The organism is Roseateles sp. P4_D2 (assembly GCF_056401875.1).
Genome location: NZ_JBFUIM010000005.1, coordinates 226,777 through 252,562, shown reverse-complemented (window position 1 = coordinate 252,562; position 25,786 = coordinate 226,777). Strand labels below are relative to the sequence as shown.

The window sequence follows — 25,786 nt, the reverse complement described above, 5'->3', positions numbered from 1 at the left end:
GAGGTCAGGCGACGTCAACCATGCAAGCTGCGCAAGATTTCGACAAGAACGTCCGCAGAAAGAAGATCCTTCTCAAATATACGACGCTTGTTTTTGTCGCGTATGCCATCACACAGATTGCGACTCTGGGGGCCTACCTTGCAGGAATTTCTTCGGTCAGGCTTCCTGAGGTCTTGCTCCTTGCGTCGATATCGCTAGGTGTTACGGCGATATTCCTGCTGTGGATCAGGCTGAAGAATGTAGCTACCAAGAAATTCGCCAACTTCGTCTTCTTCGGCCAGTTTGCCGTCTGGCTCGTCATGTATTCGGCCTGGTTTCTCGTTCTCAGGGAAGTACGCGGCGCTGCGCTGTTTTGCGCCCTGATGGCGCTGTCGTTTCTCTTGTCGAACGCAAACCTGATCCAGTCCCTCATCGTTACTGCCAGCGCGACATTGCTGCAGATGGCCGGCTCATATGTTGCAATCGTTCATCTGAAGCAGCCTGGATCACTGGGTGTCGAGATTTTCTACGCACTCTGTTTTCTCCCCGCCGCCCTTTTTATCTGCAATCTTTCCGACCAGTATGCCCGTCAAAGATCCGAGGTGAAGGCGGCGAAAAGCGCTGCTGAACAAAGCCGGGACGCTGCGCACCAGCTCAATGCCGAACTGGAAAAGGCATTGAAGATGGTGCACGATATGTCGATTCATGACGAATTGACGGGCCTGTTCAATCGGCGCCATTTGATGGATGTGCTGTCCGTCGAGAAGAATCGCGCCGACCGCACCGGCCAGCTATTCTCAATCGTGGTTGTCGATATTGATCATTTCAAACTGGTCAACGACAGCTTTGGGCATCTCAAAGGAGATGAGGTGCTCAAGGAGGTGGCCAACGCACTGCAAAAGACTTTGCGTGGCTGCGATTTTTCAGCGCGCTTTGGCGGAGAGGAGTTCATGATGATCCTGGGGCAGGCGGGTGCAGATGGCGCAAAGGCCTGCGCAGAGAGAATCCGTCGGCTGATCGAAGCCATCAGATTCCCCGGATTTGGAGATGACTTCAAGGTCACGGTGTCGATGGGGCTGACCGAGTATCGGCCGGTGGAAGACATATCGGAATCGATCTCGCGCGCAGACCAGGCGCTTTACCGTGCCAAGAATTCCGGCCGTAACCGCGTCGAATATGCGAAACGCTGAAACGCGCGGCAGCCAGGGCCTTTGATTTGAATGGTGCGCGACTCAGCCGCGCCGGGTGCGGTGCCCATGCGCGCCGATCAGGCCGAGGCCCAGGAGCACCAGCGCCGCAGTAGCCGGCTCGGGCACGGTGCTGACGTCGAAGCTGAGATTGCCGCTGACCCACTGGCCCTCGGCGACGTTCAGCGCGAAGTCCTTGAAGCCCTCGCTGAACTCGATGCGCAGCTGGCCGTCGGCGCCAGCGCTGACGCCCAGGAGCGTCAGGTCAAGCGAGCCGGCGTAGCTGCCGCTGCCGCTGGTGCTGTCCAGGGCGCCCGGCGCGAAGGTGAACAAGTCCAGACCGCTGGAGTTGCCGAAGCTGAGCTGCATCTCCGACAACACGCTGGGCGCGAAAGCGTTCAGGTCCAGCGTCCAGGCCAGCGAGTTCAGTACCGCGTTGGCGCCGATGTCGATGAGCCAGACAGTGTTGCCCGCTTCGCCCAGCAGGTTGATGCTCTGCGCGCCGCTCACGTCGACGACGACGGGCGCGGCCTGGGCGGTGAGTCCGGCGAAAGCCAGGGTCGCCGCAGTGGCCAGGCGTTGGAGTTGCTTGTTCATGCCTTGGGTTCTCAGTTGGATGCCGCGGGGCGAGCGACGAAGACGACGGCCGTGCGGGCCGGCACGTTGAAGGCGCCGGTGGTGCGGTCGAACGTGGCTGCGCGAGCGTGCTGGTCGGCGGTGTGCGCCGGGTGCAGTTCCAGCGCGTGGCCGGCGAGCGTGGGCAGCGTGAGTTGCTTGGCGGTCTTGTCGACGTTGATCAGGTAGACGAGTTCATCAAAGTTGGCGCCCGGGTAGCCCACGCCGTTCAGGCGGCCGACCAGCACGGTGGCCTCCTGGTTGGAGCCGGTGTTCAGGAAGCTCAACCGCGCCTTGATGTCCTCGGCCGTGCGCAGGCGCAGCAGCGTGCTGCTCTTGCGGATGCGCAGCAGGTCGCGGAAGGCGTCGCGCGTCCAGGCGATGTCGTTGGGGTGGGGCTTGAGCAACGGGTTGGTCAGCAGCGGGCGGGCGAGGTTCCAGTTGTCGCCGTTGTCGCGCGAGGGCGGCAGGCCGACGCCGAAGTTGTTGTCGGCATAGCTCCAGTCCAGGCGGTTGAACCAGTCGCCGCTGTCGTAGCTGTTGCGGTCCAGGCTCTTGCTGCGCAGCGTGTCCACGCCGGCGTGGAAATAGGCCACGCCCTGGCTGAAGGCATTGATGGCGCTGGCCAGGATCTGCACGCGGGCGCGGTCCTCCTTGCTGGTGCCGGTGGGCAGGCGGAAGGCGTTGTTGTCGAACAGCGTCAGGTTGTCGTGGTTCTCCACGTAGTTGACGACTTCGCCGGGCTCCAGCACCCAGCCGGCCGGAATGCCGCCGACGTCGATCTGGTCCAGGCGCAGGTTGGCGTCCCAGCTCGTCTGCATCTGGAAGCTGCGGATGGAGCCGGCCAGCGAGGCCTTGAGGCGGTCGGCCTGCCACATCAGCGTGCCGCGGTTCTGGCCCGAAGCACTGGCGTTGGAGTCGTAGAAGTAGCCGTTGACGTAGCCCTGCTCGCTGACCAGCGCGTTGCCGGAATCGCAGCAGCCGCCGCCGCGCACCGCGTCGCGGATCAGCGGGTTGAAGCTGCCGATGCCCGAGCCGTTGAGCGACAGCATCTCGGCCTGCACGAAGCGCGCGCCGTTGGCCACTTCACCGAAGTTCCAGCCCTCGCCGACGATCTGCACCTCGCGGCCGGTGGCGACCTTGACGCGCGCCTTCAGTGCCTCGATGACCGAGCGCGGGTGGTGGCCCATGATGTCGAAGCGCAGCGAGCTGATGCGGTAGTCGCGCGTCCAGGTGACGGCCGAATCGATCATCAGCTTGGCCATCATCAGGTTCTCGGCCGCGGTGTTCTCGCAGCAGGTCGAGCGCTCGATGCCGCCGGTCGCGCTGAGGCGGTAGTAGTAGCCGGGCACGACCTTGTCGAGCACCGAGTTGGCGTTCTGGCCCGACGAGGTGGTGTGGTTGAACACCACGTCCATGCCCACGCGCAGGCCAGCCACGTTCAGGGCCTGCACCATGCGGCGGAACTCGACGACGCGGGTCAGCGGGTCGTTGGCATTGCTGGAGTAGCTGCCTTCGGGCGTGCTGAACTGCAGTGGGTCATAGCCCCAGTTGAAGCAGTCGGTGCCGGCAGTAGCCGCGACCGTGGCCTGCTGCGAGTCGCTGTCGGGCGCGCCGCTGGGGGCGGGTGTCACGCAGCTCTTTTCGTTGACGCTGGCGATGTCGAAGACCGGCAGCAGGTGCACGTCGGTCAGGCCGGCTGCGGCCAGTGCCGTCAGGTGCTTCATGCCATTGGACTGGCTTTCGGTGAAGGCCAGGTATTTGCCGCGCTTGGCGGCGGGCACGGTGGCGTCGTTGATCGAGAAATCGCGGACGTGCAGCTCGTAGATGCTGAGGTCCGACGGCGCGGCCACGGTGGTGGGCGGCGCGCTCTGGTCCCAGCCATTGGGCTTGGTGGCCTGGGCCTGCAGGTCCATGACAACGCTTTGCTGGCTGCCCAGGGTCAGGCCGAGGGAATAGGGGTCTGTGACGAGGTTCTTCACCAGGCCCGTGCCCTTGACGAAGACCTGCACCTGGTAGCGGTAGGTGGCGCCTTGCAGATGGCCTTGCTTGCTGAGGCTCCAGACGCCGGTGGCAGCGTCGCGCGCCATCGGGTCGGTAGTGGTGCGGGTCAGGCCCGAGTTGCCCAGGGCCGTCGTCAGCACCAGCGATACGTTTTGCGCGGTGGGTGCCCAGAGCTTGAAGCTGGTGCTGCCATTGCTGGCGACGGCGCCGAGGTCGGGCACGTTGTTGGCGGCGGCATAGAGGTCGTCCAGCGCGCCGGCGATCTGCGCGGTGGTGGCGTTCTGCACCTTGCCGTTGGCGTCTTCCTGCACAAGCACAAGCTGCTGCTGGTGCAGGGCGGGCAGGCGGCTCAGGTCGGCTGCACGCACGTTGAAGACGGTGCCGCTGGCCACGTACTTGAAGCGCAGCGCGTCAGCGGCGGGCACGGTGCCGGTGAAGGCGTCCAGCGTGATGTAGCCGTCAGCGCCTTGCACGGGGGCTTCGAGGCCGACACTGATCTGGCCGGTGGCCGAGTAATAGAGGCGAACCGGGCTGCTGGTGGCCACACGCGGCCACTTGACCATGCTCTTGTTCAGCCACACGGCGCGGGCGTCGGTGCTGGAGACCTGGCGCAGGTCCGGCGGCGCGAAGTAGACGGTGGCGTCGCGCTCCACCAGCCAGATCTGGCCGACCTGGTTCTGGATGTTCAGCGCGGCGTACTCGACATGGATGTTGTCGTTGCGGCCATCCTTGTCGTTCTCGTTGGGCGGCATGCCGTGGATGATGAATTCCAGGGCCTTGCGATTCACGTCGCCCTGCGGGTTCAGCACGGGGATGTCGAACACGACTTCGCCGTCACCGACCGCGTAGCCGGGCATGGCGCTCAGCGGGACGGGCTGGCCCCAGTTCTCGATGTTGACGCCGGCGGGCAGTGCCGGAGCGTTCAGGCCGCTGCCGTTCCACAGATGCAGGCCCCAGGCGCTGTAGCCGCTGTCGAAGCGCTTGTAGTGCACGCGCAGGGTCTTGATGTCGGGCGCGGGCAGCAGCAGCGGGTTGCTGGCGTAGCTGGTGCTGTCGCCTGCCAAGCGCCAGATCTCGTTGGCGCCGGCCTGGAGCGCATAGCTCTGGTCGGCGCCGCCGTTGTCCTTGTTGTCGCCGTTGTGCAGCAGGAAGCCAACGGTGCCGCTGCCCGCGGCCAGGGGCACGTCGTAATAGACGCCGAAGTCGTCGCTGCCGGCCGCGTTCCAGCCGCCGTTCCAGTTCGGGCTTTGGGCGGCGTTCCAGGTGTGGATCTGCCAGCCGGCGTAGTCGCCGCCCGAGCGGCGGTAGTGCACGCGCAGCGAGGTGGCGGGTGCACCGGGCGTAGCCACGGCGGCAATCTTGGCGCGTGGCGCCTGCTGGGCGGCTGGCACGCTGGCCAGCAGCTCAACGCCGCTGCTGTCTTCGGCTGCCGCGCTGCTGACGCTGCTCATGGTGGCCTGCGGTTCGACGCTCCCGCCGCCACAGGCCCCCAGCAGCGCCAGCGCGCCGATTGCCAAGCCCGTGATCGCCTGTCGCGCCTGCAGCGCCCAGCCTGCCCATGCCTTCATGTCGTGCACTCCTTGGAAGTGCGCGGATGCTATTGAAGCAAAACTACATATGGAAGTTGGTGAAATCCCGAGGGGAAGTTCATGAATTTCCACTATGTATAGAGAGATTCGCCCAGAAGGCTCATGGATCTATTTGATCTATGTGTAGTTTTATTTCAATCATGATGCCTTGCGTCTGGAAGGAAACGAAAGATGTGACGACTGAGGAAATCGTGAGGATGACTCACGACATGCGGGCAGCGCAGGACTAAGCTTCAACCAGGAGACTGCAGCGAGAGCAGGGGACTGCCATGAACAAGATCCGTACCTTGAGCGCCGCCCTGGCCGTGATCGCCACGGCGGTCGGCCTGAGTGGCTGCGCCGTCGAAACCAGGCCACCGCCGACCACCGACGTCTTCGTCGATTCCGCGTTCAAGCCGCCCAGCGTCCACATCGATGCGCAGGAGGCGCTGGCTCTGAGCCCGGCGATGAAGCGCTTCGCCGAGACGGAGATGGCCAGCGAGATCCGCAACAAGGGTCTGCGCGATGGCCTCATCGACGCCCTCTACACCAAGGGCCGGCTGCAGCTGGACTACGACGCCGAGACCACCCGCACGGCGGCCGAGGCCTTCGAGGCCAAGCGTGGCAACTGCATGTCGCTGGTGCTGATGACGGCGGCCTTCGCCCGCCACCTGAACATGCCGGTGCGCTTCAACAGCGTCTTCCTGGAAGAGAGCTGGACCCGTTCCAACGGCATCTTCTTCGTCGCCGGCCACGTCAACATCAGCCTGGCCCGGCCGCTGGCCGTCGGCCGCACAACCGTCTTCGGTGACCCGGAGCTGCTGACCATCGACTTCCTGCCGCCCGACCAGGTGCGCGGCCATCGCGGCCGGGTCGTCGACGAGTCCACCATCCTGGCGATGTTCCTGAACAACCGTGCCGCTGAGGCGCTGACGGTGGGCAAGGTTGATGACGCCTACTGGTGGGCGCGCGAGGCCATCCGCACCGATGCACGTTGGCTGTCGGCCTACAACACCCTGGCCGTGCTCTACCGCCGCAAGGGCCTGATGGACCGCGCCGAGGCGACGCTGCGCCTGGTGCTGGACCGCGAGCCGCTCAACACCCAGGCAATGTCCAACCTCGTTCTCGTGCTCAGCGACACTGGTCGCCGGGAGGAGGCTCTGGTCTATTCCAACCAGCTCGCCCAGATCCAGCCCATTGCGCCCTACAAGTTCTTCGACGAAGGCCTGGCGGCCATGCGGGCGGGCGAGTACGCGGCCGCCCGCCAGCTGTTCCGCAAGGAGTTGGCGCGAGCGGCCTATGTGCCCGAGTTCCATTTCTGGCTGGGCCTGGCCAACTACGGCATGGGCGATGTGTCGGGTGCGCGCGGCGAGATCGCCAAGGCGCTGGAGAACAGCGCGACGGTCAAGGACCGCGAGATGTACGGCGCCAAGCTGGCCTGGCTGAACGAGATCCGCGAGCAGCAGCGCCAGCAGCGCATACCGCTGCGAGGGCCGGCGGGATCCTAGTCGCCATCAGATCGCAGCGAGCCCGTGCCGGGCTCGGGCCCGGGCACAGGCCTCGTCACCAATGCCCATGGGCGCCCGCTCGCCGAACTCGCGGCAGGGCGAGGGGCGCCACTCGTGGATGCCGCAGCTGGCCTTCACGCCCACCTTGCCGCTGAGCGCCGCGCAGCGCGGCTGGGCATGGTCGGTGCCGCGCATGCGCACCAGGCGGCCGGTGAGCTCCACCGCCAGGCCATCGGGCACGCCGCCGCCTTCGCTCTCCAGCTCGCTGCGGTCGAAGTCGACCCGAAAGCTCGCGCAGCAGGCGCCGCAGCTCAAACAGGGGTTGTCACTCATCCAGCCAGTGTAGGCAGCGGTGAGACACTGGATCGCTCCCACCTCATCCCAGCCCACCATGCGCGCATTCCTTGGCACCCTCCTGCTGCTGGCCGCCGGCGCAGCCCAGGCCGCGGATCTGACCGTCACCGTGATGGATCGCAACGGCAAGCCGCTGGCAGACGCCGTCGTGCTGGTCGACAGTGCGGTGCAGGGCCTGCGGCCCACCACGGTGATGGAGGCGACCGTCGTGCAGGAGAAGCTGCGCTTCGTGCCCACGGTCAGCGTCGTCGGCCTGGGCGCCAAGGTCAGCTTCAGCAACCTGGACACCTGGGACCATCACGTCATCCTCGGGCTGATGGGCGCCGGCGGTGTCTACGTCGACCCGGGCCAGAACACCCAGTTCCGACTCGCCGGCCGCGTTGGCAACAAGCCACCGGCCTCTGACAGCAAGGTGCTGAGCCAGCCCGGCGCCTATCTGCTGGGTTGCCACATCCACGGCTCCATGCGCGGCCACATCTACGTGGCCGACACGCCCTGGGCCAAGCTCGGCGGCGAGGACGGCAAGGCTGTGCTGCAGGGGCTGCCGGAAGGCCCGGCCCGGGTGCGCATCTGGCACCCCGACCAGCTCGTCGAAGGTTCGCCGACGGACGTGAAGGTCGCCGCCAATGGCAGCGCGGTGACGATCACCACGCAGATCGCTCCGGCGCGCAAGAAGCGGCCCGCGGGCGATCCGTACTTCGGGGGCTAGTGAGCGAAGGGGTTTGCGGTCGCGAACCACAGCCCGATGCCGGTGGCGATGATGAAGGCGCCATCGGTCACGCCGACCGCCAGGAAGAACTTGGTCTGCAGCTCGGGCGCGATCTCGGGCTGGCGAGCAATGCCCTCCAGCAGCTTCATGCTGGCCAGGCCGATGCCCAGGCAGGAACCGAAGGCGGGAATGCCGATCAGCAGGGCGACGGCGAGGGGCAGGACATCGAAGGCAGGCATCTTGATTACTCCTTTGTGTTGGCGAGAAGGAGTCTGGCCGCGTCACTGCGGCGCGTCGATGACCTCGCAAGTCATTGAGTTCAGTCGCCGGTTCAGGTCAACTGGAGGCTTCCTTCTTCCTTTTTGTCAGCCGCCTGCCGGCTCGCGCACGACGGTGACCGTGCAGTCCGACTCGGCCACCACCTGGCCCGACACGCTGCCCAGGTAGCGCCGCAGCGCCGACGCGCCGCGGGCGCCCATGACGATGTGGTCCACGCCGTTGCGGTGGGCGAAGTCGATGATGGCGCCGGCTGCGTCGGGCGCCTCCAGCACGTGGAAGGTCAGCCGCCCGTCCTCCAGCGACAGCGCCTTGCTGATCGGGCGCGCCCAGTGCTTGAGCGCGATGAGCTGCTTCACATGCAGGCTCTGGCCATGCTGGTCGGTCAGCTCATCGATGCCGATACGGTTCACGCGCATCACGGACACGCAGGCCAGCCGGGCGCCGGCCTCGGTCTGCACGATGCGGCGCACCGTCTCGCAGAGCTGGGCCAGCAGCTCGGGCGTGGCGTTGTCCACGTCCACCGCCGCCATGACGATGGGGCTGCGCGCCAGTTGCTGGCCGGCCGGCGCCGCGGGCGCGGGTTCGGCGCCCAGCGCGAGGAACCAGCGCCTGAGCCGGCTCATGCTGCCGCTGACTTGCAGCTTCTCGGCGCGCGCGGTCAACGCCACGCCGGCGGGTTCGCGCAGGTCCAGCGCGAGCTGGGCGGCGCTCTGGTAGCGGCGCTCGGGCTTGACTTCCAGGCAATGCAGGATGACTTCCTGCAGCCAGGGCGGCAATTCGGGGCGGATGGCGCGCGGCGGTACGGGCTCGACGAAGAGGCGCCGGCGCAGGCCGCGCACCGAGTCCGGCTGGCCGAAGGGGCGCTCGCCGGTGGCCAGGTGATAGAGCATGACGCCCAGGGCGAACAGGTCGCTGCGCGGGTCGTTGCGCACGAACTGCACCTGCTCCGGGCTCATATAGGGCCCCGTGCCCATGGGCAGCGTGAACTCCTCTTCGAGCAGATCGGGCAGCTGCTCGTGCCGGCTCAGGCCGAAGTCGACCAGCACGGCCGTGCCGTCGGCGCGGAACATGATGTTGCTCGGCTTGATGTCCAGGTGCACGACATGCTGGCGGTGCAGCGCGGCCAGGGCCGTGGCGACGCGGGCGCCGATGTCGGCCACTTCCTCGGGCGGCAGCGGCGCATCGTCCAGCCGCGGGCGCAGCGTGTCGCCAGGAATGTGCTCCATGACGATGAAGGCCTGGCGTGTCCAGTCGCCGCGGGCGACGAACCGTGGCACATGCGGGCCGCTGAGCTGTGGCATCAGCATCTGCTCGACTTCGAAGCCGACGATGGTGGCCGGATCCTCGCCGCCCTTGATGCGCGGCACCTTCATCAGCAGTTCGATGCCGTCATCGGCCCCGCTGTCACTGCCTTCCACGCGGCTGACCCGCCACAGGTTGGCCATGCCGCCCTGGTGCAGGCGAGCCTCCAGCCGGAAATCGTCCAGCACCTGGCCCGCTTCTAGCGGAGCTGGCGGGGCGGGTGAGGCAGGGGCTGTCGTGCTCATCACTCTCCGCGGGTGAGGCGGCCGGCGAGACGCTCAGCTATCAGCGGCGGCAGGTCGGTTGCGCGCAGGGCCGCGACGGCCGCGTCAACGTCGTAGGCCACTCGTTGGAAGGTGATGCGGGCATCGTCCAGATCGGACTTACCGGGGTCGAGCAACGCGTAGCAGGCCGCCGGGTTGCCGTCACGCGGCTGGCCGCAGGAGCCGGGAATGACCAGCCACTGGCGGTGCGCCGGCAGCGGCATGGGCACGCCGGCCACGGGCCGGAAGTCGCCCGCCTTGCCGGTGCCGGAGAGGTGGAAGAGCATGGGCTCGTGCATATGGCCGCAGACCTGGATGCGCGCCGCGCTGGCGTGCAGGCTCTTCACGGCCTCGGCGCGGCCTTGCACGTATTCCCAGCCGTTGGGATCGAAGGCATTGGCATGCACGAACAGGCAATGGCCCGGCTCGCCGTGAGCCTGCAACGGCAGCCGCGCGAGAAAGCGCAACTGGTCTTCGTTCAGCTGGGCGCGCGTCCAGTCGATGACCGCGCGGGCATCGGGGTGCATGCCCGGGGTGCCGCCATGGACCACGGCTTCATCGTGGTTGCCCTGCACGGCGATGGCGCCATCGGTGACCAGGGCCATGACCTGATCGACCACCCAGGCCGGGTCGGCGCCGTAGCCGACAAAGTCGCCCAGCAGCGCATAGCGCGTGGCGCCCTGGGCCCGCGCGTCCGCCAGGACGGCTTGCAGGGCCTGTTTATTGGCATGAATGTCTGTGATGAAAGCCCAACGCATGGGCCGCAGCTTGCCACGAAGGGCTGACGCCGGCCCAACACCGGGTCAGGGGGCGGCGAGATCGGGGCGGATATCGGCCAGGGATGCGAGCAGGCGTTGCGCGGTTGCCGGGTCGCGCGGGGCCAGCGCTTGCGCGATTCGGCGCAGCGGTTCGGCAGCGGGCTGGAAGTCGGGGCTTTGGCGCAGTACGGCCAGCAACGGCGGGCCGACGCGGGCCAGCATGACGGCCGGGTCTGCGCTGGGTGTGGTGCGGCGGCCCAGGTCCAGGTAGTCGCGGCGGGCCTGGGTGTAGGCCGAGAGGCGCGCGGCCGCTGCGGCATCGGGCTGGGCGAGCAGGGTGCTCATGTCGACGCTCACCTCGCCAAGCAGCGCCAGCAGGCGGTCGCGCGGTGCGGTGTCGGGCGCATAGGTGACGCGCGGTGCGCGGTAGGCCACCCAGGGGTGATCGTCGGTGTTCAGCGGCGCGTCCGCGGCGAGGCGGCGCAGCGCGGGGGCATCGGCGATGAAGCTGCCGAGCACGGCGAAGTTGTCGCCAAGGCCGAAATGACCCGCCAGCGCCGGCGCAACCCTCGGCGCAAAGCGGGTACCGCCGGTTCGCCCGACAAGGCCCAGCGTGGGCGTGTCCAGGCTGTTGCTGGCGAGGACGGCGGCGCCGTCGGGGAAAGCTTGCAGGAAGGCCGCCGTGATGCTGCGCAGCGTTTCCAGGTCGAGCTGGTGCAGCGGCAGCCATTGGCAGAACAGGCCTTGCGGCGCAAGCCGCTCGCGCACGGCGCGGAAATGTTCGACCGTGTAGAGAGCACCCGAGCCGCTGCGGGCGGGATGGAAGTTGTCGGAGACGATGACGTCGTAGTGGTGCGCGGTGGTGCGTACGAAGCGGCGCGCATCGGCGGCACGCAGGCGCGGGCTGGGGCCTTCGCCCAGCGCGGGGCGGAACAGCGCGGAGGCTTCGATGACTTCGGGCAGCAGTTCGACGGCCTCCACCTGCACGCCAGGCAGCCGCGCGGCCACGCCGGCCGTGATGCCCGAGCCCAGGCCGAGGAAGAGGGCGCGCTGCGGCGCCGGATGCAGCAGCAGCGGCAGCAATGCCTGGCGGCCGTCGACATGCAGCGTCGCGCTGCTGCCTTCCTGCTGGCGGTTGTTGATGCGCAGCCGCGCCACGCCCGTGGCGTCCTCGACGACGCTGACGGCGGCCATCGCGCCCTCGCGGTAGCTGAGGATGCGGCCGCCTTCGGGCTGGTCGACGAAGGCCAGCGGCGGCGCCAGTACGGCAATCGCGGCGGTGGCGGCGGCAGGCAGCGACCAGCCGAAGCTGCGCCACGCAGGCAGGAGCAGCAGATAGCCCGCTGCGACGAGGATCAAGGCGAGTTTGGGGCCGAGGGCGGGCGCGATGAGCACGCCGAACAGCGGCGCGGCCAGCGTGGCGCCCAGCGTGTTGACGCCGAGTGCGCGGCTGAACGCGATGCCGGCCGCGGACGCGTCGGCGCTGAGCTGGCAGAACAGCGCGCCCATCAGCAGCGTCGGCAGCGCGAACACGGCGACGGCGAGCACAGCCTCGGTGGCCAGTGCTGCGGCCAGCGTCTCAGGCTGCAACCATGACTTGATCGCGTCGGCGCTCCACAGCGCGGCCATGCCGAGGAGGATGCTCACGGCCAGGGCCTGCAGCAGGCGCGGCGCGTTGCGCAGCGCTGGCCAGCGTGCATGGGCTGCGGCGCCCAGCGCGCTGCCAGCGAGATAGACGGCCAGCAGCAGCGCGAAGGTGTAGACGGTGTCCTCGGCCACCTGGCTGAGCACGCGCACGGCCAGCACTTCGTAGGCGATGCCGAGCAACCCGCTCAATGCCAGCAGGACGAGTGGCCGGCTCGATGTCGGTGAGCCAGGCGCCGGCGCGGGGCGGGACTGCAATGAAACGCCGGCCAGCAATGCGCAGCCCAGGTTGAGGGCGACGCAAAGCCCTGCGCTGCGTGTCAGTCCCCAATTCGGAATCAGCCAGAAGGCGGTGGCCAGCACGCCGGCGACGGCGCCCAGTGTGTTCGCGGCATACAGCGGCGCGACGCCCGCGGTACCGATGCGGGCCATGGCTGGCAGCGTGGCGCCCATCGCGGCGGTGGCCGGCAGCAGCAGCATGAAGCTCGCTGCAAAGGCAATGCTCCACTGCCACAGCGGCGTGGCGTCCGGGCCGATCAGCGCGAGCGCCGCGTTGCTGGCCATGGGCATGGCAGCCATCAGCACGGCACCCCAGATGCCGATCAGCGCCTCGCAGGCGGCATACCAGCGCTGCGGTTGTGGGCTCGCGTCGATGCGTGGGCCCAGCAGCAATGACCCCAGCGACAGCCCGCCGAAGAAAGCCGCGACTACCGCGAGAACGGCGGCCGATTCGTGGCCCAGCACGAGGCCGAGCTGCTGCGTCCAGACGATCTGGTAGCCCAGCCCGGCAAAGCCGGACGCGGCCATTAAAAGCAGCGCGAGGTGCTTCAAGCGTTGAAGCTCAGCGTATAGCCCCAGCTCTCCAAACGCGTCGGGATCGCGTTGAAGGCCAAGCTGATGCGACGCCCGCCAGCGTTGGGCGGCACGGCGTGCATCAGATAGCTGGGGAACAGCACCATGTCGCCCGGGCTGGGCGCGGGGCCGACCCATTTCTCGGCGTTGTAGGGGCCGGCGGTCACGCCGGCGTGGTCGTTCTTCAGCGCGAAGTCATGGCCGCCGGGTGACTTCATGAAGACGGTGCGGGCCGAGTCGTCGGTCGCGGTCAGGTAGACCACGCCGGAGGCAAAACTGTTGGCGTGGTTGTGCATGGCCTGGCGCCCGCCGGTGTCCAGCACATTGACCCACATCTCCTTGATGGCCCAGCCCAGGGTCTCGCCGAAGAGGTGGCGGCCGAACTCCGCGATCCTGGGCGTGATGAGGGCGGCGGCCTGCACGAGCAAGGGGCTGTCCGAGGGCTGCAGCATGCGGGTGTGCGACAGCGCGCCGGAGCTGTTGTTGGCTTGTAGGGCCTGGGTGCTGAAGTGGTCGACCAGCGCGTTGACCAGTGGCGGTGGCAGCACGCCGACCGAGCGCTGCAGCGGCACCGGAAACAGGCCGATCACTTCATCGGTCATGCGATCACCGCCGCGACGCGCAGCCAGGACCAGTAGGCAGCGACGGCGCCGATCATGTAAAGCAGCGCCGGGCGCATCCGCTGCGCCGCTGGCCAGCGGCTGGCGAGGTGCCACAGGCACCAGCAGATGCCCACCGTCAACAGCTGACCGATCTCGACGCCGACGTTGAAGGTCAACAGCGCGACGAGCAGGTGGTTCTCGGGCAGGCCGATCTCCTTCAGCGCGCCGGCGAAGCCCAGGCCGTGCACGAGGCCAAACAGGAAGGCGACGAGGGCCGGCCAGCGGCGTGCGATCGTGTCGCGCTTGTGCAGCGCCTCGCCCGCGACCAGCACGATGGACAGCGCGATGCTGGCCTCGACGGGCGCCGAGCGCAGCGTCAGCCAGCCCAGGGCACTGCTGGCCAGCGTCAGGCTGTGCGCGGCCGTGAAGGCAGTGATGGTCCAGACGAGCCTGCGCTGGAAGCCGACGAGGAACAGCAGGCCAATGACGAAGAGCAGGTGGTCGATGCCGCCGAGGATGTGCTCGACGCCCAGCAGCGTGTAGGCGCTGGCGATCTCGCCCATGCCGCGCGGGTCGTTGGCGGCACCGTAGAGCTGCACCGTGGGCTGGGCCTTGGTCAGCGTGTAGACGCGGGTGTCGCCGTTCATCCAGACGACCTTGACGACGGCCGCGGAGTAGCGTTCACCGACGCCCTTGACCGACATCGTGCCGGCCAGGCCCTGGTCGCCGCAGCGCAGCGCATTGGCCTGGGCCGCGCAGCCTTGGGGCCATACGGGCGTCAGATCCTGTCCCACCGGGCGCTTTTCGCCCGCCGACCACTGCCAGACGAATTCGCCGCGCTGCGTTTCGCGCAACTGCAGCTCGGCCATGCTCATTTCGTGTGCCGAGGCGGGCAGGGCGGCGGCCGCAACGGCGAGCCACAGCATGGCACGCAACCACATCCACCCGCGCTTCATGGGGCAGTCGCCTCCACCTTGACGGTGTATTTCCTGGCGAGGGCTGCCACTGCGGCGCTGCGTTGGGCGGCCAGGGTCGCGTCCGTCCAGTCCTGCAGCACCACGCCGCGCAGCGCCTCGAAGCTGGCCGGTCTGGCGCCGCTGCTGGCGTCCAGCCGCACGGCGTGCCAGCCCTCGCGCGACTGGAGCGCCAGCCATTGGCCCGCGGTGGCTCCTTCCAGTGCCTTCGCGAAGTCCTCGCCATAGCTCTGTAAAAGGTTGCTGTGCGGCCTCCCCTTGAAGACGCGCAACCCGGCCTTGGTGTCGCCCGGCACGCCGTTGTTCAGCAGGTCGACGAAAGCGCGCACGGTCGCCTCGTTCGCCTCGCCGCCCAGCACGGCCTCCTGGAAGTCGAACCGAGCCGGCTCGTCGTAGCGGGCGCGGTGTTTCTCGAACCAGTCGCGCAGCACCGGCTCCTTGACCGGCGGCAGCTGGGTGCCGCCGTCGACCACGCTGAGCGCCTTGAAGATGACGCGTTCTCGGATCGCGGTGTCGCCTTTGTCGAGCTGCAGCGCCAGGCCTTCGCGGTAGAGCACCTCGTTGTCGAGCCAGACCTTGCGCAGCGCGGCGGTCTCTTCGGCGTTGGGCTCATGGCCGCGCTTGGCTTTGAACAGCTCGCGGGCCTCGCGATCGACTTCGGCGCTGATGACGATCTCGTTGGACCCCGCGGTGTCGCGGTTGAGCAGGCGGTCGGCGCCGAACAGGGCAGCGCCCAGCAGCAGGAAGTGCAACAGCGGTTCGCGGGTCCAGTTCGGCAGGCCGGATAGGCGGGGCGGCGCCTTGGCGGTGGGGGTCAAGGAAAGCTGGGCGGACATCGGTCTCTGGGGGCGGGGCACAGGCGGCGGATGCTATCGACGCTGCAAGACAAATTGACGACAAGCGTGGCCGCTGGGGACGCGCACGCGCGACGAAAAAAAGGGCGCCGCATCGCTGCGGCGCCCTGGCAAGTGTTGTCGGGAGCAGGGCTCCCGGCTCCTTTACTTGACGCCTGCGACGGCGACCGAATTGGCCACTTCGACGTAGATCGGGTTGCTGTAGAACCAGAGGTCGGCCCAGGCCGCGACGTCGTAGGACACCGCTTTCTGGCCCACGATCGGGTTGCCCGCGCCGGTGGCCGTGGCCAGGTGAGCCGGGCAGCCGTTGATGGTGCCGTTGGCCTGCGTCCAGGTTGCGCCAGCGGCCGGCAGGTTGGTGGCCACCGTCGTGCAGGGGATGCGCAGCATCGTCGTGTCGTTGGCGTTGGTGAACAGGTCGGCCAGCGGGTTGCCGTTGGCGTCCGTCTCGTAGGGCACGGCAGCCGGCATGTTGGTGCCACGCAGGCGCACGTACTGCGAGGCCTGGACCGCCGGGATGCGCAAGCTCATCTTCAGGAAGACGCTGTTGTCCACGCCTGACGACACTTGCGTCCAGGCCGAGCCGCCGTTGCCGCTGAAGGTCTTCAGGATGGCGGCCGACGTGTTCTTGGCGGCGGCCGGCACGGCCGACAGGCCGGCGGTGCTGCCGTCTGCGCGCAGCCAGTCGGTGTTGCGCGGCCATTCGCCGGCGTAGTCGGCCGAGCCGGGCGTCCTGTAGCCGGTCACGAGGCCACGGACGACGTCGACGTGGTCCAGCACCGGCTTGTTGATCGGCTGGTTGATGCCGACCTGGAGCAGCGACGGGTTCGGGAACGAGTAGGGAGCGAAGTTCGCACCGTCCGGGTCGCGCAGCACGACGGCCACGACGATCTCGGCACCAGGGCGGACCGCGAGCTTCTCGCCCATGGTGGCGCAGCCGGTCTTGTCGATGTCGGTGGCGTTGGTCGCCGCGGCGACGGCAATCGCCTCGACGGAGGCGTTCGTCCGGGCGGCGATGCCCGGGTACGAAGCGCAGGCCACGAACGCCAGGCGGTCGATCAGCTGGCCGGAGGCCGCCCAGGCGTTGCCGGTGCGCAGTCCGTCGACGATGGTCTGCGGGCGCAGCTTGTCGGCACCGTTGCGGACCAGCACGTGTGTGCGCTGGTATTCGCCGGGGTAGAAGTCCTGCGACGAGCGGCGGTCATCCGGGCCGAACTGGCCGCGGTTGTGCCAGTCGGAGCTGGCGAAGAACCAGAAGCCGCGGCCTTCGCCGAGCAGGGCGTCCCAGACGCCGCCGACCTGGCCTGCATAGACGCCGGTGCCGCCGTAGGTGGTGCCGCCGACGGAGTCGGTCAGCACGCCGCCGATATTGTTGCGCTTGACCTGGTACTCACCGCGGTTGTCAGACGCGCCGTGGCCCGGCTGCGACTCGAAGCCGAAGGCGACGTTGGGCGCGGCGTTGTTGAAGTTGCGCAGGTGCTCGATGTTGTAGCCGTTGTTGCCGTTCGGGTTGAACGGGCCGGCGCGCTCCAGGTGGGCGGGCACGTAGTAGCTGGCATTGCCGTGGAAGTTCGCCATCCACTTCATGGCTTCGACGGTCTTGAGGTGGCCGCGCGTGCCGACGCCGGTGCCGGTGGCGGGAATGAGCTTCTGGCCGGTGGCGCTCCAGCCCAGGGTGGCGGAGGTGGAGTCGGCGCTGTTCGGGTTGGCGCAAGTCCAGTTGTTGCCCGTGCTCGAGCCGGTCACGTTGCCGCGACTGGTATCGGTGTCGTTGCGGTCGAAGCAGTAGGACCACTGGGCCAGCGCGTTGGCGTTGCCGAGCGGCGAATAGCCGGGGGCGGTGGGCAGCGTGACGGAGTCGACGGAGGCCGGCATCTGGCCAGTGATCACCGACATCGAGCTGTGCTCATGGCCGGCGACGACAGACTCCAGCCCGAGGAACAGCGGCAGGTTCTTCTGGGCCGCGAGGTACTCGATGACGGGGTACTGGTACTCCTGCAGCGACTGCCAGCGCCACATGTTGCCCGTGCCGCCGACGCCGCCGCCGTTGCCCTTGAGGTTGGCCGCGCCGATGCTGTTGGCCCAGGTCGTCGTCGGGCCCTGGCCGGCGACATAGGGGAAGGCCGGTGTGGACAGCGAAGCATCCTCGACCAATGTGCAATTGCGGTTGCCATTGCCGCCGTGGCCGGCCTGCACGAACCAGTCCAGGCCCCATGGCGTCTCGGACTTGTCGGTGACCTTCTTCACCAGCTTCTGCATCGAGATGGAGCCGTCCGAGCAGGTGGTGTGGTTGTGGAAGTCACCGGAGACGTATTTGCCCGGCGTCTTGCCTGCGGCGGTGGCGACGGTCGGCACGATGACGACGATGCTGCTGAGGGCAGCCACGGCGGCCAAGGCGATCTGGCTCTTGGTGAAATAGTGGGGCATGGAAGCGGCTCCGAAAGGGAATAGGGGAGGCGTGGAACGGGGCGGATGCTAGGAAGCGGCCGTGACCCTGGCGTGACGGCATCGCGACGCTGCTGAGACGCGTTCAGGGCAAGCCGGCGAAGTCGACGTTGAGCGTGGCGTTGACGGGCTCGGCGAACTCGAAGATGAGACGCAGGGGATAGCTGCGGCCGATCTGCAGCGGCTGCTGCAGATCGAGCAGCTCGATGTGCAGGCCGTCCTCGGTCAGCTCCAGCGTCTGGCCTGGTTGGATCGGCAGGGACAAGTCTTGCGCCTTGGCGGGTGCGCCGGGCCCGGCCAGGCGTGCTCCAGCAGCCACCGGGGTTTCGACGCCGATCAAGCGATCCGCGCGCTGCACCTCATCGAAGCGCATGCACAGCACAGCCGTGTCGGCGTCGACGCGGGCGGTGCGAGTCCAGGGGTGCCAGATGCGCAGATGGCTGCTGAAGAACTCGCAGGCCCGTGCCGGGCGGGCCAAGCCCAGGTAGGCAGCGCTGGCGGCGAGCAGCAGTCGGCGGCGGGGCAGGGGAGAGGCGGGCATGGGCGGCAACCATCGCAGGCGCAGGTGACGGCGCTGTGACGAAGCCGATGACTCTCGGGCGTCACGCGCCTGTCGTCTTTGACCACCACACTCCGGCCCGATTCAAACGCAGCGGCGTTCTTCCATTTGCCGCCTCAACCTTCAAGCTCTGGAGTTTTCAATGAAGCTCGCCACTCTCGCCCTGGCCCTTGGCCTGGCCTCGCCGGCTTTCGCGGCCGCTCCGCTGTCCGTGGACTTTGAAAAGAACTGGTCCTATGGCGACGAGGTGGCCAACACCTACGCGGCCGACGGCGTGACCTTCACCAATGTGCTGGGGCTGTCCAACGACGCCAACTTCAGCTACTTCGGCAATGCACCGTCGCCGCTCGGCGTGGCCTTCGTGCAGCTCGATGGGGTCGTCAATACGGCTGCCTACATGAATGTCGCCGCTGGCGTTGCCGGCGGGCTGAGCTTCTATTACGCCGGCACTGACACGGCCACCATCAGCGCCTATTCGGGCCTGAACGGTTCAGGCTCGCTTCTGGGCACCATCACGCTGACCGCGACCGGTGACTACTCGACCTGGTCCCAGAAGATCCTGAGCTACAGCGGCACGGCACTGTCCTTCGACCTGACTGGCACGAACGGCGTTGCCGCGCTGGACAACATCTCCGCCGTCCCCGAGCCGAGCAGCATCGCACTGCTGCTCGCCGGGGGCGCCCTGGTGCTGGCCCGCCGCCGTCGCGCCTGATCAGCGAGCGCCCAAAAGAAAAAGCCGGCTGTTCGCAGCCGGCTTTTTGCTTTCGAGATGAGGCGTGTCAGCCAATGCGTCCAAGCAGCAGGTACTCCATGAGTGCCTTCTGCACGTGCATTCTGTTCTCCGCTTCATCCCAGACGACCGACTGCGGTCCGTCGATGACGTCCGCCGCCACTTCCTCGCCGCGATGGGCCGGCAGGCAGTGCATGAAAAGGGCGTCCGGCTTGGCGCGAGCCATCATCTGCGTGTCCACGCACCAATCCGCGAACGCAGCCTTGCGAGCCTCGTTCTCGGCTTCGTAGCCCATGCTGGTCCAGACGTCGGTCGTCACCAGGTCGGCGCCGTCGCAGGCCTCGCGCGGGTCGTTGAACACGCGGTAGCAGCTCGCGTCCTTGATGCCGGCCACTGCCGGGTCCACACCATAGCCGCTGGGTGTGCTGACATGCACCTTGAAACCCAGGATCTCGGCCGCCTGCAGCCAGGTGTTGGCCATGTTGTTGCCGTCCCCCACCCAGGCGACGACACGGCCCTTCAGGCAGTCCATGTCGATGGCGCCGCGCCGGTCCATGCCGCGGTTCTCGATGAAGGTGAACAGGTCGGCCAGGATCTGGCAGGGGTGGTACTCGTTGGTCAGGCCGTTGATGACCGGCACGCGCGAATGCGCCGCAAACGCCTCGAGCTTGCTCTGCTCGAAGGTGCGGATCATGACGATGTCGACCATGCGGCTGATGACGCGCGCCGAGTCCTCCACCGGCTCGGCTCGGCCGAGCTGGCTGTCGCCCGTCGTCAGGTGCACAACGGAGCCGCCCATCTGGTACATGCCCGCCTCGAAGCTGACGCGCGTGCGCGTGCTGGCCTTCTCGAAGATCATGGCCAGCGTGCGGTCCTGCAATGGCTGGTATTTTTCGTAGTTCTTGAAGCGGCGCTTGATGATGCCGGCGCGGTCGAACAGGTGGGCGTATTCCTCGGCGCGCAGGTCTTTGAACTGCAGATAGTGACGCATCAGTGCATCCCCCGGCTTCATGGCTTGGGCTGCGCAAGCAGCGCTTTGATCAGCGGCACGAGGCGGGCAGCGATTTCGCGCGCTTCGTCGTGCGTCAGGATCAGCGGTGGCAGTAGGCGCACCACGCGGTCGGCCGTCACGCTGATCAGCAGGCCGGCATCCAGGGCTTGACCCAGCAGCGGGCCGGCCGGGCGATCCAACTCGATGCCCAGCATCAGGCCCTGGCCGCGGATCTCGACCAGGCCCGACTCGCCAGCCAGGCCCTCGGCGAGGGCGCCGCGCAGCGTGGCGCCCACGGCTTCGGCATTGGCCAGCAGGCCGTCCTCTTCCATGATCTTCAACGTCTCGACGCCGGCGCGCATGGCCAGCGGGTTGCCGCCGAAGGTGGTGCCGTGGTTGCCGGCCTTCAGCACACTGGCGGCGCGCGGGCCGCAGACGACAGCACCGATGGGCACGCCCGAACCCAGGCCCTTGGCCAGCGGCATCACGTCCGGCTTGATGCCGGCCCACTGGTGGGCGAACCATTTGCCGGTGCGGCCGATGCCGCATTGCACTTCGTCCAGCATCAGCAGCAGGTCGCGCTCGTCGCAGACGCGGCGCAGGGCCTGCAGGAACTCGATGCGGGCGGGGTTGATGCCGCCTTCGCCCTGGATGGTCTCCAGGAAGATGGCCGTGATGTTGGGGTGAGCGGCCAGGGCGGCCTCGAGGGCGGCAATGTCGTTGAGCGGCACGCGCACGAAGCCCGGCACCAGCGGCCCGAAGCCGGCCTGGATCTTGGGATTTGCCGTGGCCGACAGCGTCGCGATCGAGCGGCCGTGGAAGGCGCCCTCGAAGACAAGCACCTCGGGCGAGGTATTGCCGCGGTCATGGCCGAACTTGCGGGCGATCTTCAACGCCGCCTCGTTGGCCTCGAGTCCGCTATTGCAGAAGAAGACATTGGCCAGGCCCGAAACCTCGCAGAGCTTGGCGGCCAGTTGCTCCTGCAGCGGCACGCGGTAGTAGTTGCTGGTGTGGATCAGCTTGGAGAGCTGATCTTGCAACGCCGGCACCAGGCGCGGGTGGTTGTGGCCCAGCGTGTTGACCGCGATACCGCCCAGTCCATCCAGCAGTCGTCGGCCTTCCGTGTCCCAGACCCAGCAGCCCTGGCCGTGCGAAAGCGCAACGGGCAGGCGGCCATAGGTCGGCATGACATGGGGCTCGGACGAGGGAGGGACAGCGTTCATCGGGTCTCCTGATGAGTCGAGAAAAAAGGAACTTTTGATTCTAAGGTTGATGCCGCAGCAATTGCTGCGCCGCAGCAGATGGCTTGGCGTCGAGGCACAATACCGGTCTTTGGCAGCGGCGCCCCGCTGTACCGCGAAGCCCCTCTGTCCATGACCGTTGCCCCCCCGCCGCGCGAAGTCTTCATCCAAGGTGTCACTCTGGATGGAAAAACCTTCCGACCGAGCGACTGGGCCGAGCGGCTGGCGGGCGCAATGTCCTGCTTTCGACCCGGCGGCGCGCGCGGCGGCATTGGTGCCTACATCGGCTATTCGCCGCTGTGCGTCCCCACCGTCATCAACGGCGTGAAGTGCGTTGTCGTCAACGAAGAGCTCAAGCGCCTCGAACCCATGGCCTGGGACTTCGTCATGAACTTCGCGCGCGACAACAACCTGCAAGTTGCCGACGCCTGCCTGCTGCCCGACGGCCCAGGCGGTAAATCGGGCGCTTGATTTCGTCTCTCCTAGCAAGAGTCCCAGGACGCACCTGGGCGGGGCGCCGTTATCCTCGCCGGCAATGTTTGGAAACATGCCGATAAACGCCAGCGCCGCCACCATCGCCGCAGATCCGCTCCCCACCGCGCCGGCCGTGGCGGCGGAGCGCACGCTGACGCCGGTCTGGGTGCTGTTGCGCGGCCTGTCACGCGCCAGCGGGCATTGGGGGGTTTTCCCCGAACATCTGCTGCGCGAATTGCGTGCGTTGCAACCGGCGTCCCGGCTGCTGCTGCTGGATCTGCCCGGTACGGGTGCGCTGCGCCGCCAGGCCAGTCCTACCCAGGTGTTGGCCATCGTTGATGCTTGCCGTGAACAGTTGCGACGCCTCGGCGTCAATGGGCCGGTGTCGCTGGTCGGCATGTCGCTGGGCGGCGCGGTGCTGAGCGAATGGGCGAGCCGCTATCCCAGCGAGGTTGAGGCCGGCGTGCTGATCAACCCCAGCCTGCGGCCTTTCAGCGAGTTGTTTCGCAAGCCGCATCCGCTGAACTATCTTGGCCTGTTGCTGCTGTCCCTGAGCCGCTTCAGCGCCCGTATGCGGGAGGAGAGGGTGCTCAGCCTGACGACGCGGTTGACGCCGACTCCGGCCATCATCGACCGCTGGGTGGAGTTGCAGCGCCAGCACCCGCTCGGTGTTCGCAACACGGCCCGCCAGTTGCTCGCCAGCATGCGCTATCGCGCCAGCCGCACTCGCCCGGCTGCGCCCATGCTGCTGTTGTGCAGCAAAGCGGATGGGCTCGTCGACTGGCGTTGCTCGCAGGCCATCAGCCGTGCCTGGGGAGCGCCGCTGCGCCTGCACACCAAGGCCGGCCACGATCTGCCGCTGGATGACCCGCAGTGGGTGGCCCGGGCCGTCGCCGAGTGGCTGCGCGATCGCAGCATCCAGGGCGTCGTGCCAGGCGAGTGGCATTGAAATGCAAGCGGCCCGCAGGTGCGGGCCGCAGATGCAAAGAGGCCCGCTTGCGCGGGCCTCTTTGCTTGCACCAGAGCTGGATTGTTTCTTAGGCGGCGAGCGCCTTGATCTTGGCGGACAGGCGGCTCTTGTGACGAGCAGCCTTGTTCTTGTGGAAGATGCCCTTGTCGGCGACAGAGTCGATGACGGCTTGGGCAGCCTTGAACAGGTCAGCGGCCTTGGACTTGTCGCCCGCGGTCACAGCCTTTTGCACGTTCTTGACGACCGTACGGTATTTGGAGCGAAGCGCAGTATTCGCGGCGTTGAGCTTGGCGTCCTGGCGGACGCGCTTGAGACCCGACGCCAGGCGAACCGTCTTCTTCTTGGCTTTGGAGCTGGTAGCCATGCTGTATCTATACCCAGTTGGTGCAAAGACGACGAGTATAGCCCGAAATCAGGGTTAAAGCCAAGTGCCTGGGACGAGTATCGAAGAAGGCGCCATTCACGACACAGATAATCCGCCGCCATGAATCTGCTGCGCGCTGCGTCGACCATTTCCCTGCTGACCCTGACCTCGCGCATCACCGGCCTTGTCCGCGAAACCATGGTGGCGGGCCTTTTCGGCGCCACCGGAATGACCGATGCGTTTCTCGTCGCGTTCCGGATCCCGAACCTGCTGCGACGTCTGTTTGCTGAGGGCGCATTTTCGCAGGCCTTCGTGCCGCTGCTGGCGGCGACGCGGGCCACCGAGGGCGAAGCGGCAACGAAGCGCCTCATCGACGCCGTCGCGACCGTGCTGTTATGGGCGCTGATGGCGACCTCGGTGATTGGTGTGGTCGCAGCGCCCCTCTTGGTCTGGCTGCTCGGCGGCGGGCTGCCGGAGCCGGCGTTCGACGCATCCGTCGTCATGACGCGCTTCATGTTCCCCTATATCGGCTGCATGTCGCTGGTGGCCCTGTCGGCGGGCATCCTGAACACCTGGCGACGCTTTGTCGTGCCGGCGGCAACGCCGGTGCTGCTCAACCTCAGCGTCGTCGCCGTCGGCTGGGCCTTGGTCGGGCCGCTTGAGCGCGCGGGCTATCCGGGTATCTATGCGATGGCCTTCGGTGTCATGCTCGGCGGCGTGCTGCAATTGCTGGCGCAGTGGCCGGCGCTGCGGGCCATCGGCGTGACGCCGCGCATGCGGTTCAGCTGGCAAGGCTTCCGGGAGGCACGTGCCAATCCGGGTGTCAGCCGCGTCATGCTGGGCATGGGGCCGGCGCTGCTGGGTGTCGGTGTGTCCCAGCTGTCGCTGATGATCAACACGCAGATCTCCAGCCGCCTCGGCGAGGGCGCGACCTCCTGGCTGAACTATGCCGACCGCCTGATGGAATTCCCCATCGGCCTGCTCGGCGTGGCGCTCAGCGCGGTCCTGACCCCGCAGTTGTCCGCTGCCCAGGCTTCGGGCGAGAGCGAGCGCTACAGCCGCCTGCTCGACTGGGGCCTGCGCATGGTGATGCTGTTCGCGTTGCCCTGCGCCGTCGCCCTGCTGGTCTTCGCCGAACCGTTGACGGCCGTGCTCTACCACCGCGGCGCCTTCACGGCGACCGACGTGGCCCACACAGCGCAGTCGGTCATGGGCTGGGGTGTTGGCCTGCTGGGCCTGATCGCGGTGAAGGTGCTGGCGCCCGGCTTCTTCGCTCGCCAGGACACCGGCACGCCGGCCAAGATCGCTGTTGCGGTGCTGGTGCTGACGCAGGGATTCAACCTTGTCTTCGTGCCCTGGATCGGTGTCGCGGGCCTAGCCCTGTCCATCGGCCTGGGCGCGCTGGTCAATGCGGGCTGGCTGTTCTGGGGGCTGAAGAAGCTGGGTAGCTACCGCCCCGAGCCTGGCTGGCTGGCCTTCGGCCTGCGTGTGGTGCTGGCTTGTGCAGCCATGGGCCTGTTGCAATGGCAGTTGGCCAGCAGGCTGGACTGGCTCGGCCTGGGCGCGCACGAGATCCGGCGCGGTCTCGTCATGGCGGCCAGCCTGGCGGGCAGCGCCCTCGTCTATTTCGCGGTGCTGCTGCTGGTTGGCATGCGGCCCCGTGCGCTCGGACGCCCAAGCTGATGAAGTACGTAGCGCCGACTCCGCTGGACTACTTCGCCACGCTGGTGGCGGAGGATGAGAGCCTCAATCTGCTCGAGGCCGCCATCAGCTTGGCCCAGGACGAATATCCCCAGCTTGATGTCCAGGCTGCGCTGTCCAAGGTGGATGCGCTGGCGCGCCGCCTGCGTGAGCGCATCACGCCGGAGACTGTGCCGGCCGAGCGGCTGCATCAGCTGACACGTTTCTTCCACGGCGAACTCGGCTTTGCCGGCAATCTGAACAATTACTACGCGGCCGAGAACAGCTTCGTGCATCGCGTGCTGGAGACGCGGCGTGGCATTCCCATCACGCTGGCCGTGCTGCTGTTGGAGCTTGCCGAGCAGGCGGGCCTGCGCGCTGCGGGCGTCGCTTTCCCGGGGCATTTCCTCGTCAAATGCCGCGTCGGGCTTGGCGAGGTCGTTATCGACCCCTTCACGGGCGAATCGTTGTCAGCCACGCGGCTGGACGAGCGCCTGGCCGTCTACCGCCATGGCAGCGAGCTGCCCGCCGACCTGGAGTTGCCGCTGGAGTTCTTCCTGCGCGCTGCATCCAAGCGCCAGATCCTGGCACGCATGCTGCGCAATCTGAAGGAAGTTCACCGCGCCGCCGAGGACTGGCCGCGGCTGCTGGCCGTGCAACAGCGCCTCGTCATCCTGCTGCCGGGCGACCCGGTCGAGCGCCGCGATCGCGGCCTGGTGCTGGCGACGCTGGGCGCGTTTGCTGCTGCCGCCGACGATCTGGCCTTCTATCTTGCCGAGCGGGGCGATGCACCCGACGCCGCGGGATTGCGAACCCGCCTGGCGATGCTGCTTGACCAGGCCCGGCCGCCGCTTCAGTGACAATCCGCGCCCGCCCGCCC

The 25,786-nt window shown here is 67.4% G+C and carries 23 protein-coding genes; 8 read left to right on the top strand and 15 right to left on the bottom strand.

Annotation, left to right across the window (positions count from 1 at the left end; genetic code table 11):
• The first annotated feature begins 20 nt into the window (after positions 1-20).
• Positions 21-1,169 (top strand): GGDEF domain-containing protein, encoded by a 1,149-nt coding sequence (locus AC1DW0_RS11260; protein ID WP_056201836.1) that lies wholly within the window; start codon positions 21-23, stop codon positions 1,167-1,169.
• A gap of 42 nt (positions 1,170-1,211) precedes the next feature.
• On the opposite strand, the gene AC1DW0_RS11255 is transcribed toward AC1DW0_RS11260, so the two are convergent.
• Entirely contained in the window at positions 1,212-1,763 is a 552-nt protein-coding gene (locus AC1DW0_RS11255; protein WP_056201838.1) for a PEP-CTERM sorting domain-containing protein, read from the bottom strand.
• Between the two features lie 11 nt (positions 1,764-1,774).
• Positions 1,775-5,353 carry an alpha-1,6-glucosidase domain-containing protein gene (locus tag AC1DW0_RS11250; protein ID WP_477945868.1) on the bottom strand — a complete coding sequence of 1,193 codons (3,579 nt, stop codon included), beginning with the start codon at positions 5,351-5,353 and terminating at the stop codon, positions 1,775-1,777.
• Between the two features lie 290 nt (positions 5,354-5,643).
• On the opposite strand from AC1DW0_RS11250, the gene AC1DW0_RS11245 reads away from it, so the two are divergent.
• Entirely contained in the window at positions 5,644-6,861 is a 1,218-nt protein-coding gene (locus tag AC1DW0_RS11245; RefSeq protein ID WP_477945866.1) for a tetratricopeptide repeat protein, read from the top strand.
• A gap of 6 nt (positions 6,862-6,867) precedes the next feature.
• On the opposite strand, the gene AC1DW0_RS11240 is transcribed toward AC1DW0_RS11245, so the two are convergent.
• Positions 6,868-7,194 carry a YkgJ family cysteine cluster protein gene (locus AC1DW0_RS11240; protein ID WP_457352917.1) on the bottom strand — a complete coding sequence of 109 codons (327 nt, stop codon included), beginning with the start codon at positions 7,192-7,194 and terminating at the stop codon, positions 6,868-6,870.
• 58 nt (positions 7,195-7,252) lie between these two features.
• Between AC1DW0_RS11240 and AC1DW0_RS11235 the strand changes: the two genes are divergently transcribed.
• Positions 7,253-7,924 carry a cupredoxin domain-containing protein gene (locus AC1DW0_RS11235; RefSeq protein WP_477945864.1) on the top strand — a complete coding sequence of 224 codons (672 nt, stop codon included), beginning with the start codon at positions 7,253-7,255 and terminating at the stop codon, positions 7,922-7,924.
• Here the strand turns inward: AC1DW0_RS11235 and atpE are convergent.
• The 9 genes from atpE to AC1DW0_RS11190 all read right to left on the bottom strand — a co-directional run bounded on the left by atpE (position 7,921) and on the right by AC1DW0_RS11190 (position 18,438).
• Complete coding sequence (atpE, locus tag AC1DW0_RS11230) at positions 7,921-8,163, bottom strand: F0F1 ATP synthase subunit C (protein WP_056201848.1); 243 nt, start codon at positions 8,161-8,163, stop codon at positions 7,921-7,923. The genes AC1DW0_RS11235 and atpE overlap by 4 nt on opposite strands.
• A 126-nt stretch (positions 8,164-8,289) precedes the next feature.
• Positions 8,290-9,750 carry a bifunctional serine/threonine-protein kinase/universal stress protein gene (locus tag AC1DW0_RS11225; RefSeq protein ID WP_056201851.1) on the bottom strand — a complete coding sequence of 487 codons (1,461 nt, stop codon included), beginning with the start codon at positions 9,748-9,750 and terminating at the stop codon, positions 8,290-8,292.
• Complete coding sequence (locus AC1DW0_RS11220) at positions 9,750-10,526, bottom strand: metallophosphoesterase family protein (RefSeq protein WP_457323550.1); 777 nt, start codon at positions 10,524-10,526, stop codon at positions 9,750-9,752. The genes AC1DW0_RS11225 and AC1DW0_RS11220 overlap by 1 nt, the downstream gene beginning before the upstream one ends.
• A gap of 45 nt (positions 10,527-10,571) precedes the next feature.
• Complete coding sequence (locus tag AC1DW0_RS11215) at positions 10,572-13,001, bottom strand: fused MFS/spermidine synthase (protein ID WP_477945861.1); 2,430 nt, start codon at positions 12,999-13,001, stop codon at positions 10,572-10,574.
• Positions 12,998-13,624 carry a TIGR02466 family protein gene (locus AC1DW0_RS11210; RefSeq protein WP_477945860.1) on the bottom strand — a complete coding sequence of 209 codons (627 nt, stop codon included), beginning with the start codon at positions 13,622-13,624 and terminating at the stop codon, positions 12,998-13,000. The genes AC1DW0_RS11215 and AC1DW0_RS11210 overlap by 4 nt, the downstream gene beginning before the upstream one ends.
• Entirely contained in the window at positions 13,621-14,580 is a 960-nt protein-coding gene (locus tag AC1DW0_RS11205) for a HupE/UreJ family protein (protein ID WP_477945858.1), read from the bottom strand. The genes AC1DW0_RS11210 and AC1DW0_RS11205 overlap by 4 nt, the downstream gene beginning before the upstream one ends.
• Complete coding sequence (locus AC1DW0_RS11200) at positions 14,577-15,416, bottom strand: peptidyl-prolyl cis-trans isomerase (RefSeq protein ID WP_235532056.1); 840 nt, start codon at positions 15,414-15,416, stop codon at positions 14,577-14,579. Before AC1DW0_RS11200 ends, AC1DW0_RS11205 begins: the two co-directional genes overlap by 4 nt.
• Positions 15,417-15,596: 180 nt before the next feature.
• Complete coding sequence (locus AC1DW0_RS11195; RefSeq protein WP_056201865.1) at positions 15,597-17,879, bottom strand: hypothetical protein; 2,283 nt, start codon at positions 17,877-17,879, stop codon at positions 15,597-15,599.
• A gap of 103 nt (positions 17,880-17,982) precedes the next feature.
• Positions 17,983-18,438, bottom strand: coding sequence for a copper chaperone PCu(A)C (locus tag AC1DW0_RS11190; RefSeq protein WP_457352903.1), 456 nt, complete (start codon positions 18,436-18,438; stop codon positions 17,983-17,985).
• Between the two features lie 160 nt (positions 18,439-18,598).
• Here AC1DW0_RS11190 and AC1DW0_RS11185 point away from each other — a divergent pair, with 160 nt between their 5' ends.
• Positions 18,599-19,168: a PEP-CTERM sorting domain-containing protein gene (locus AC1DW0_RS11185; protein WP_056201870.1), complete on the top strand. Its 570-nt coding sequence runs from the start codon at positions 18,599-18,601 to the stop codon at positions 19,166-19,168.
• 67 nt (positions 19,169-19,235) lie between these two features.
• On the opposite strand, the gene argF is transcribed toward AC1DW0_RS11185, so the two are convergent.
• Both argF and AC1DW0_RS11175 read right to left on the bottom strand, forming a co-directional pair.
• Positions 19,236-20,198 (bottom strand): ornithine carbamoyltransferase, encoded by a 963-nt coding sequence (gene argF / locus AC1DW0_RS11180; protein ID WP_056201873.1) that lies wholly within the window; start codon positions 20,196-20,198, stop codon positions 19,236-19,238.
• Positions 20,195-21,400 (bottom strand): aspartate aminotransferase family protein, encoded by a 1,206-nt coding sequence (locus AC1DW0_RS11175; RefSeq protein ID WP_457352901.1) that lies wholly within the window; start codon positions 21,398-21,400, stop codon positions 20,195-20,197. Before AC1DW0_RS11175 ends, argF begins: the two co-directional genes overlap by 4 nt.
• Positions 21,401-21,550: 150 nt before the next feature.
• Between AC1DW0_RS11175 and AC1DW0_RS11170 the strand changes: the two genes are divergently transcribed.
• Together AC1DW0_RS11170 and AC1DW0_RS11165 are read left to right on the top strand one after the other, a co-directional pair.
• Entirely contained in the window at positions 21,551-21,889 is a 339-nt protein-coding gene (locus AC1DW0_RS11170) for a DUF3579 domain-containing protein (protein WP_056202489.1), read from the top strand.
• A 76-nt stretch (positions 21,890-21,965) separates the two neighbouring features.
• Positions 21,966-22,841, top strand: coding sequence for an alpha/beta fold hydrolase (locus AC1DW0_RS11165; protein WP_477945854.1), 876 nt, complete (start codon positions 21,966-21,968; stop codon positions 22,839-22,841).
• An 88-nt stretch (positions 22,842-22,929) separates the two neighbouring features.
• On the opposite strand, the gene rpsT is transcribed toward AC1DW0_RS11165, so the two are convergent.
• Positions 22,930-23,226 (bottom strand): 30S ribosomal protein S20, encoded by a 297-nt coding sequence (rpsT, locus tag AC1DW0_RS11160; RefSeq protein ID WP_056201882.1) that lies wholly within the window; start codon positions 23,224-23,226, stop codon positions 22,930-22,932.
• Between the two features lie 120 nt (positions 23,227-23,346).
• On the opposite strand from rpsT, the gene murJ reads away from it, so the two are divergent.
• Complete coding sequence (gene murJ, locus AC1DW0_RS11155) at positions 23,347-24,909, top strand: murein biosynthesis integral membrane protein MurJ (protein WP_056201885.1); 1,563 nt, start codon at positions 23,347-23,349, stop codon at positions 24,907-24,909.
• On the top strand, positions 24,909-25,766 hold the full coding sequence (locus tag AC1DW0_RS11150) for a SirB1 family protein (protein WP_477945852.1): 858 nt from the start codon (positions 24,909-24,911) through the stop codon (positions 25,764-25,766). The genes murJ and AC1DW0_RS11150 overlap by 1 nt, the downstream gene beginning before the upstream one ends.
• Positions 25,767-25,786: the final 20 nt, after the last annotated feature.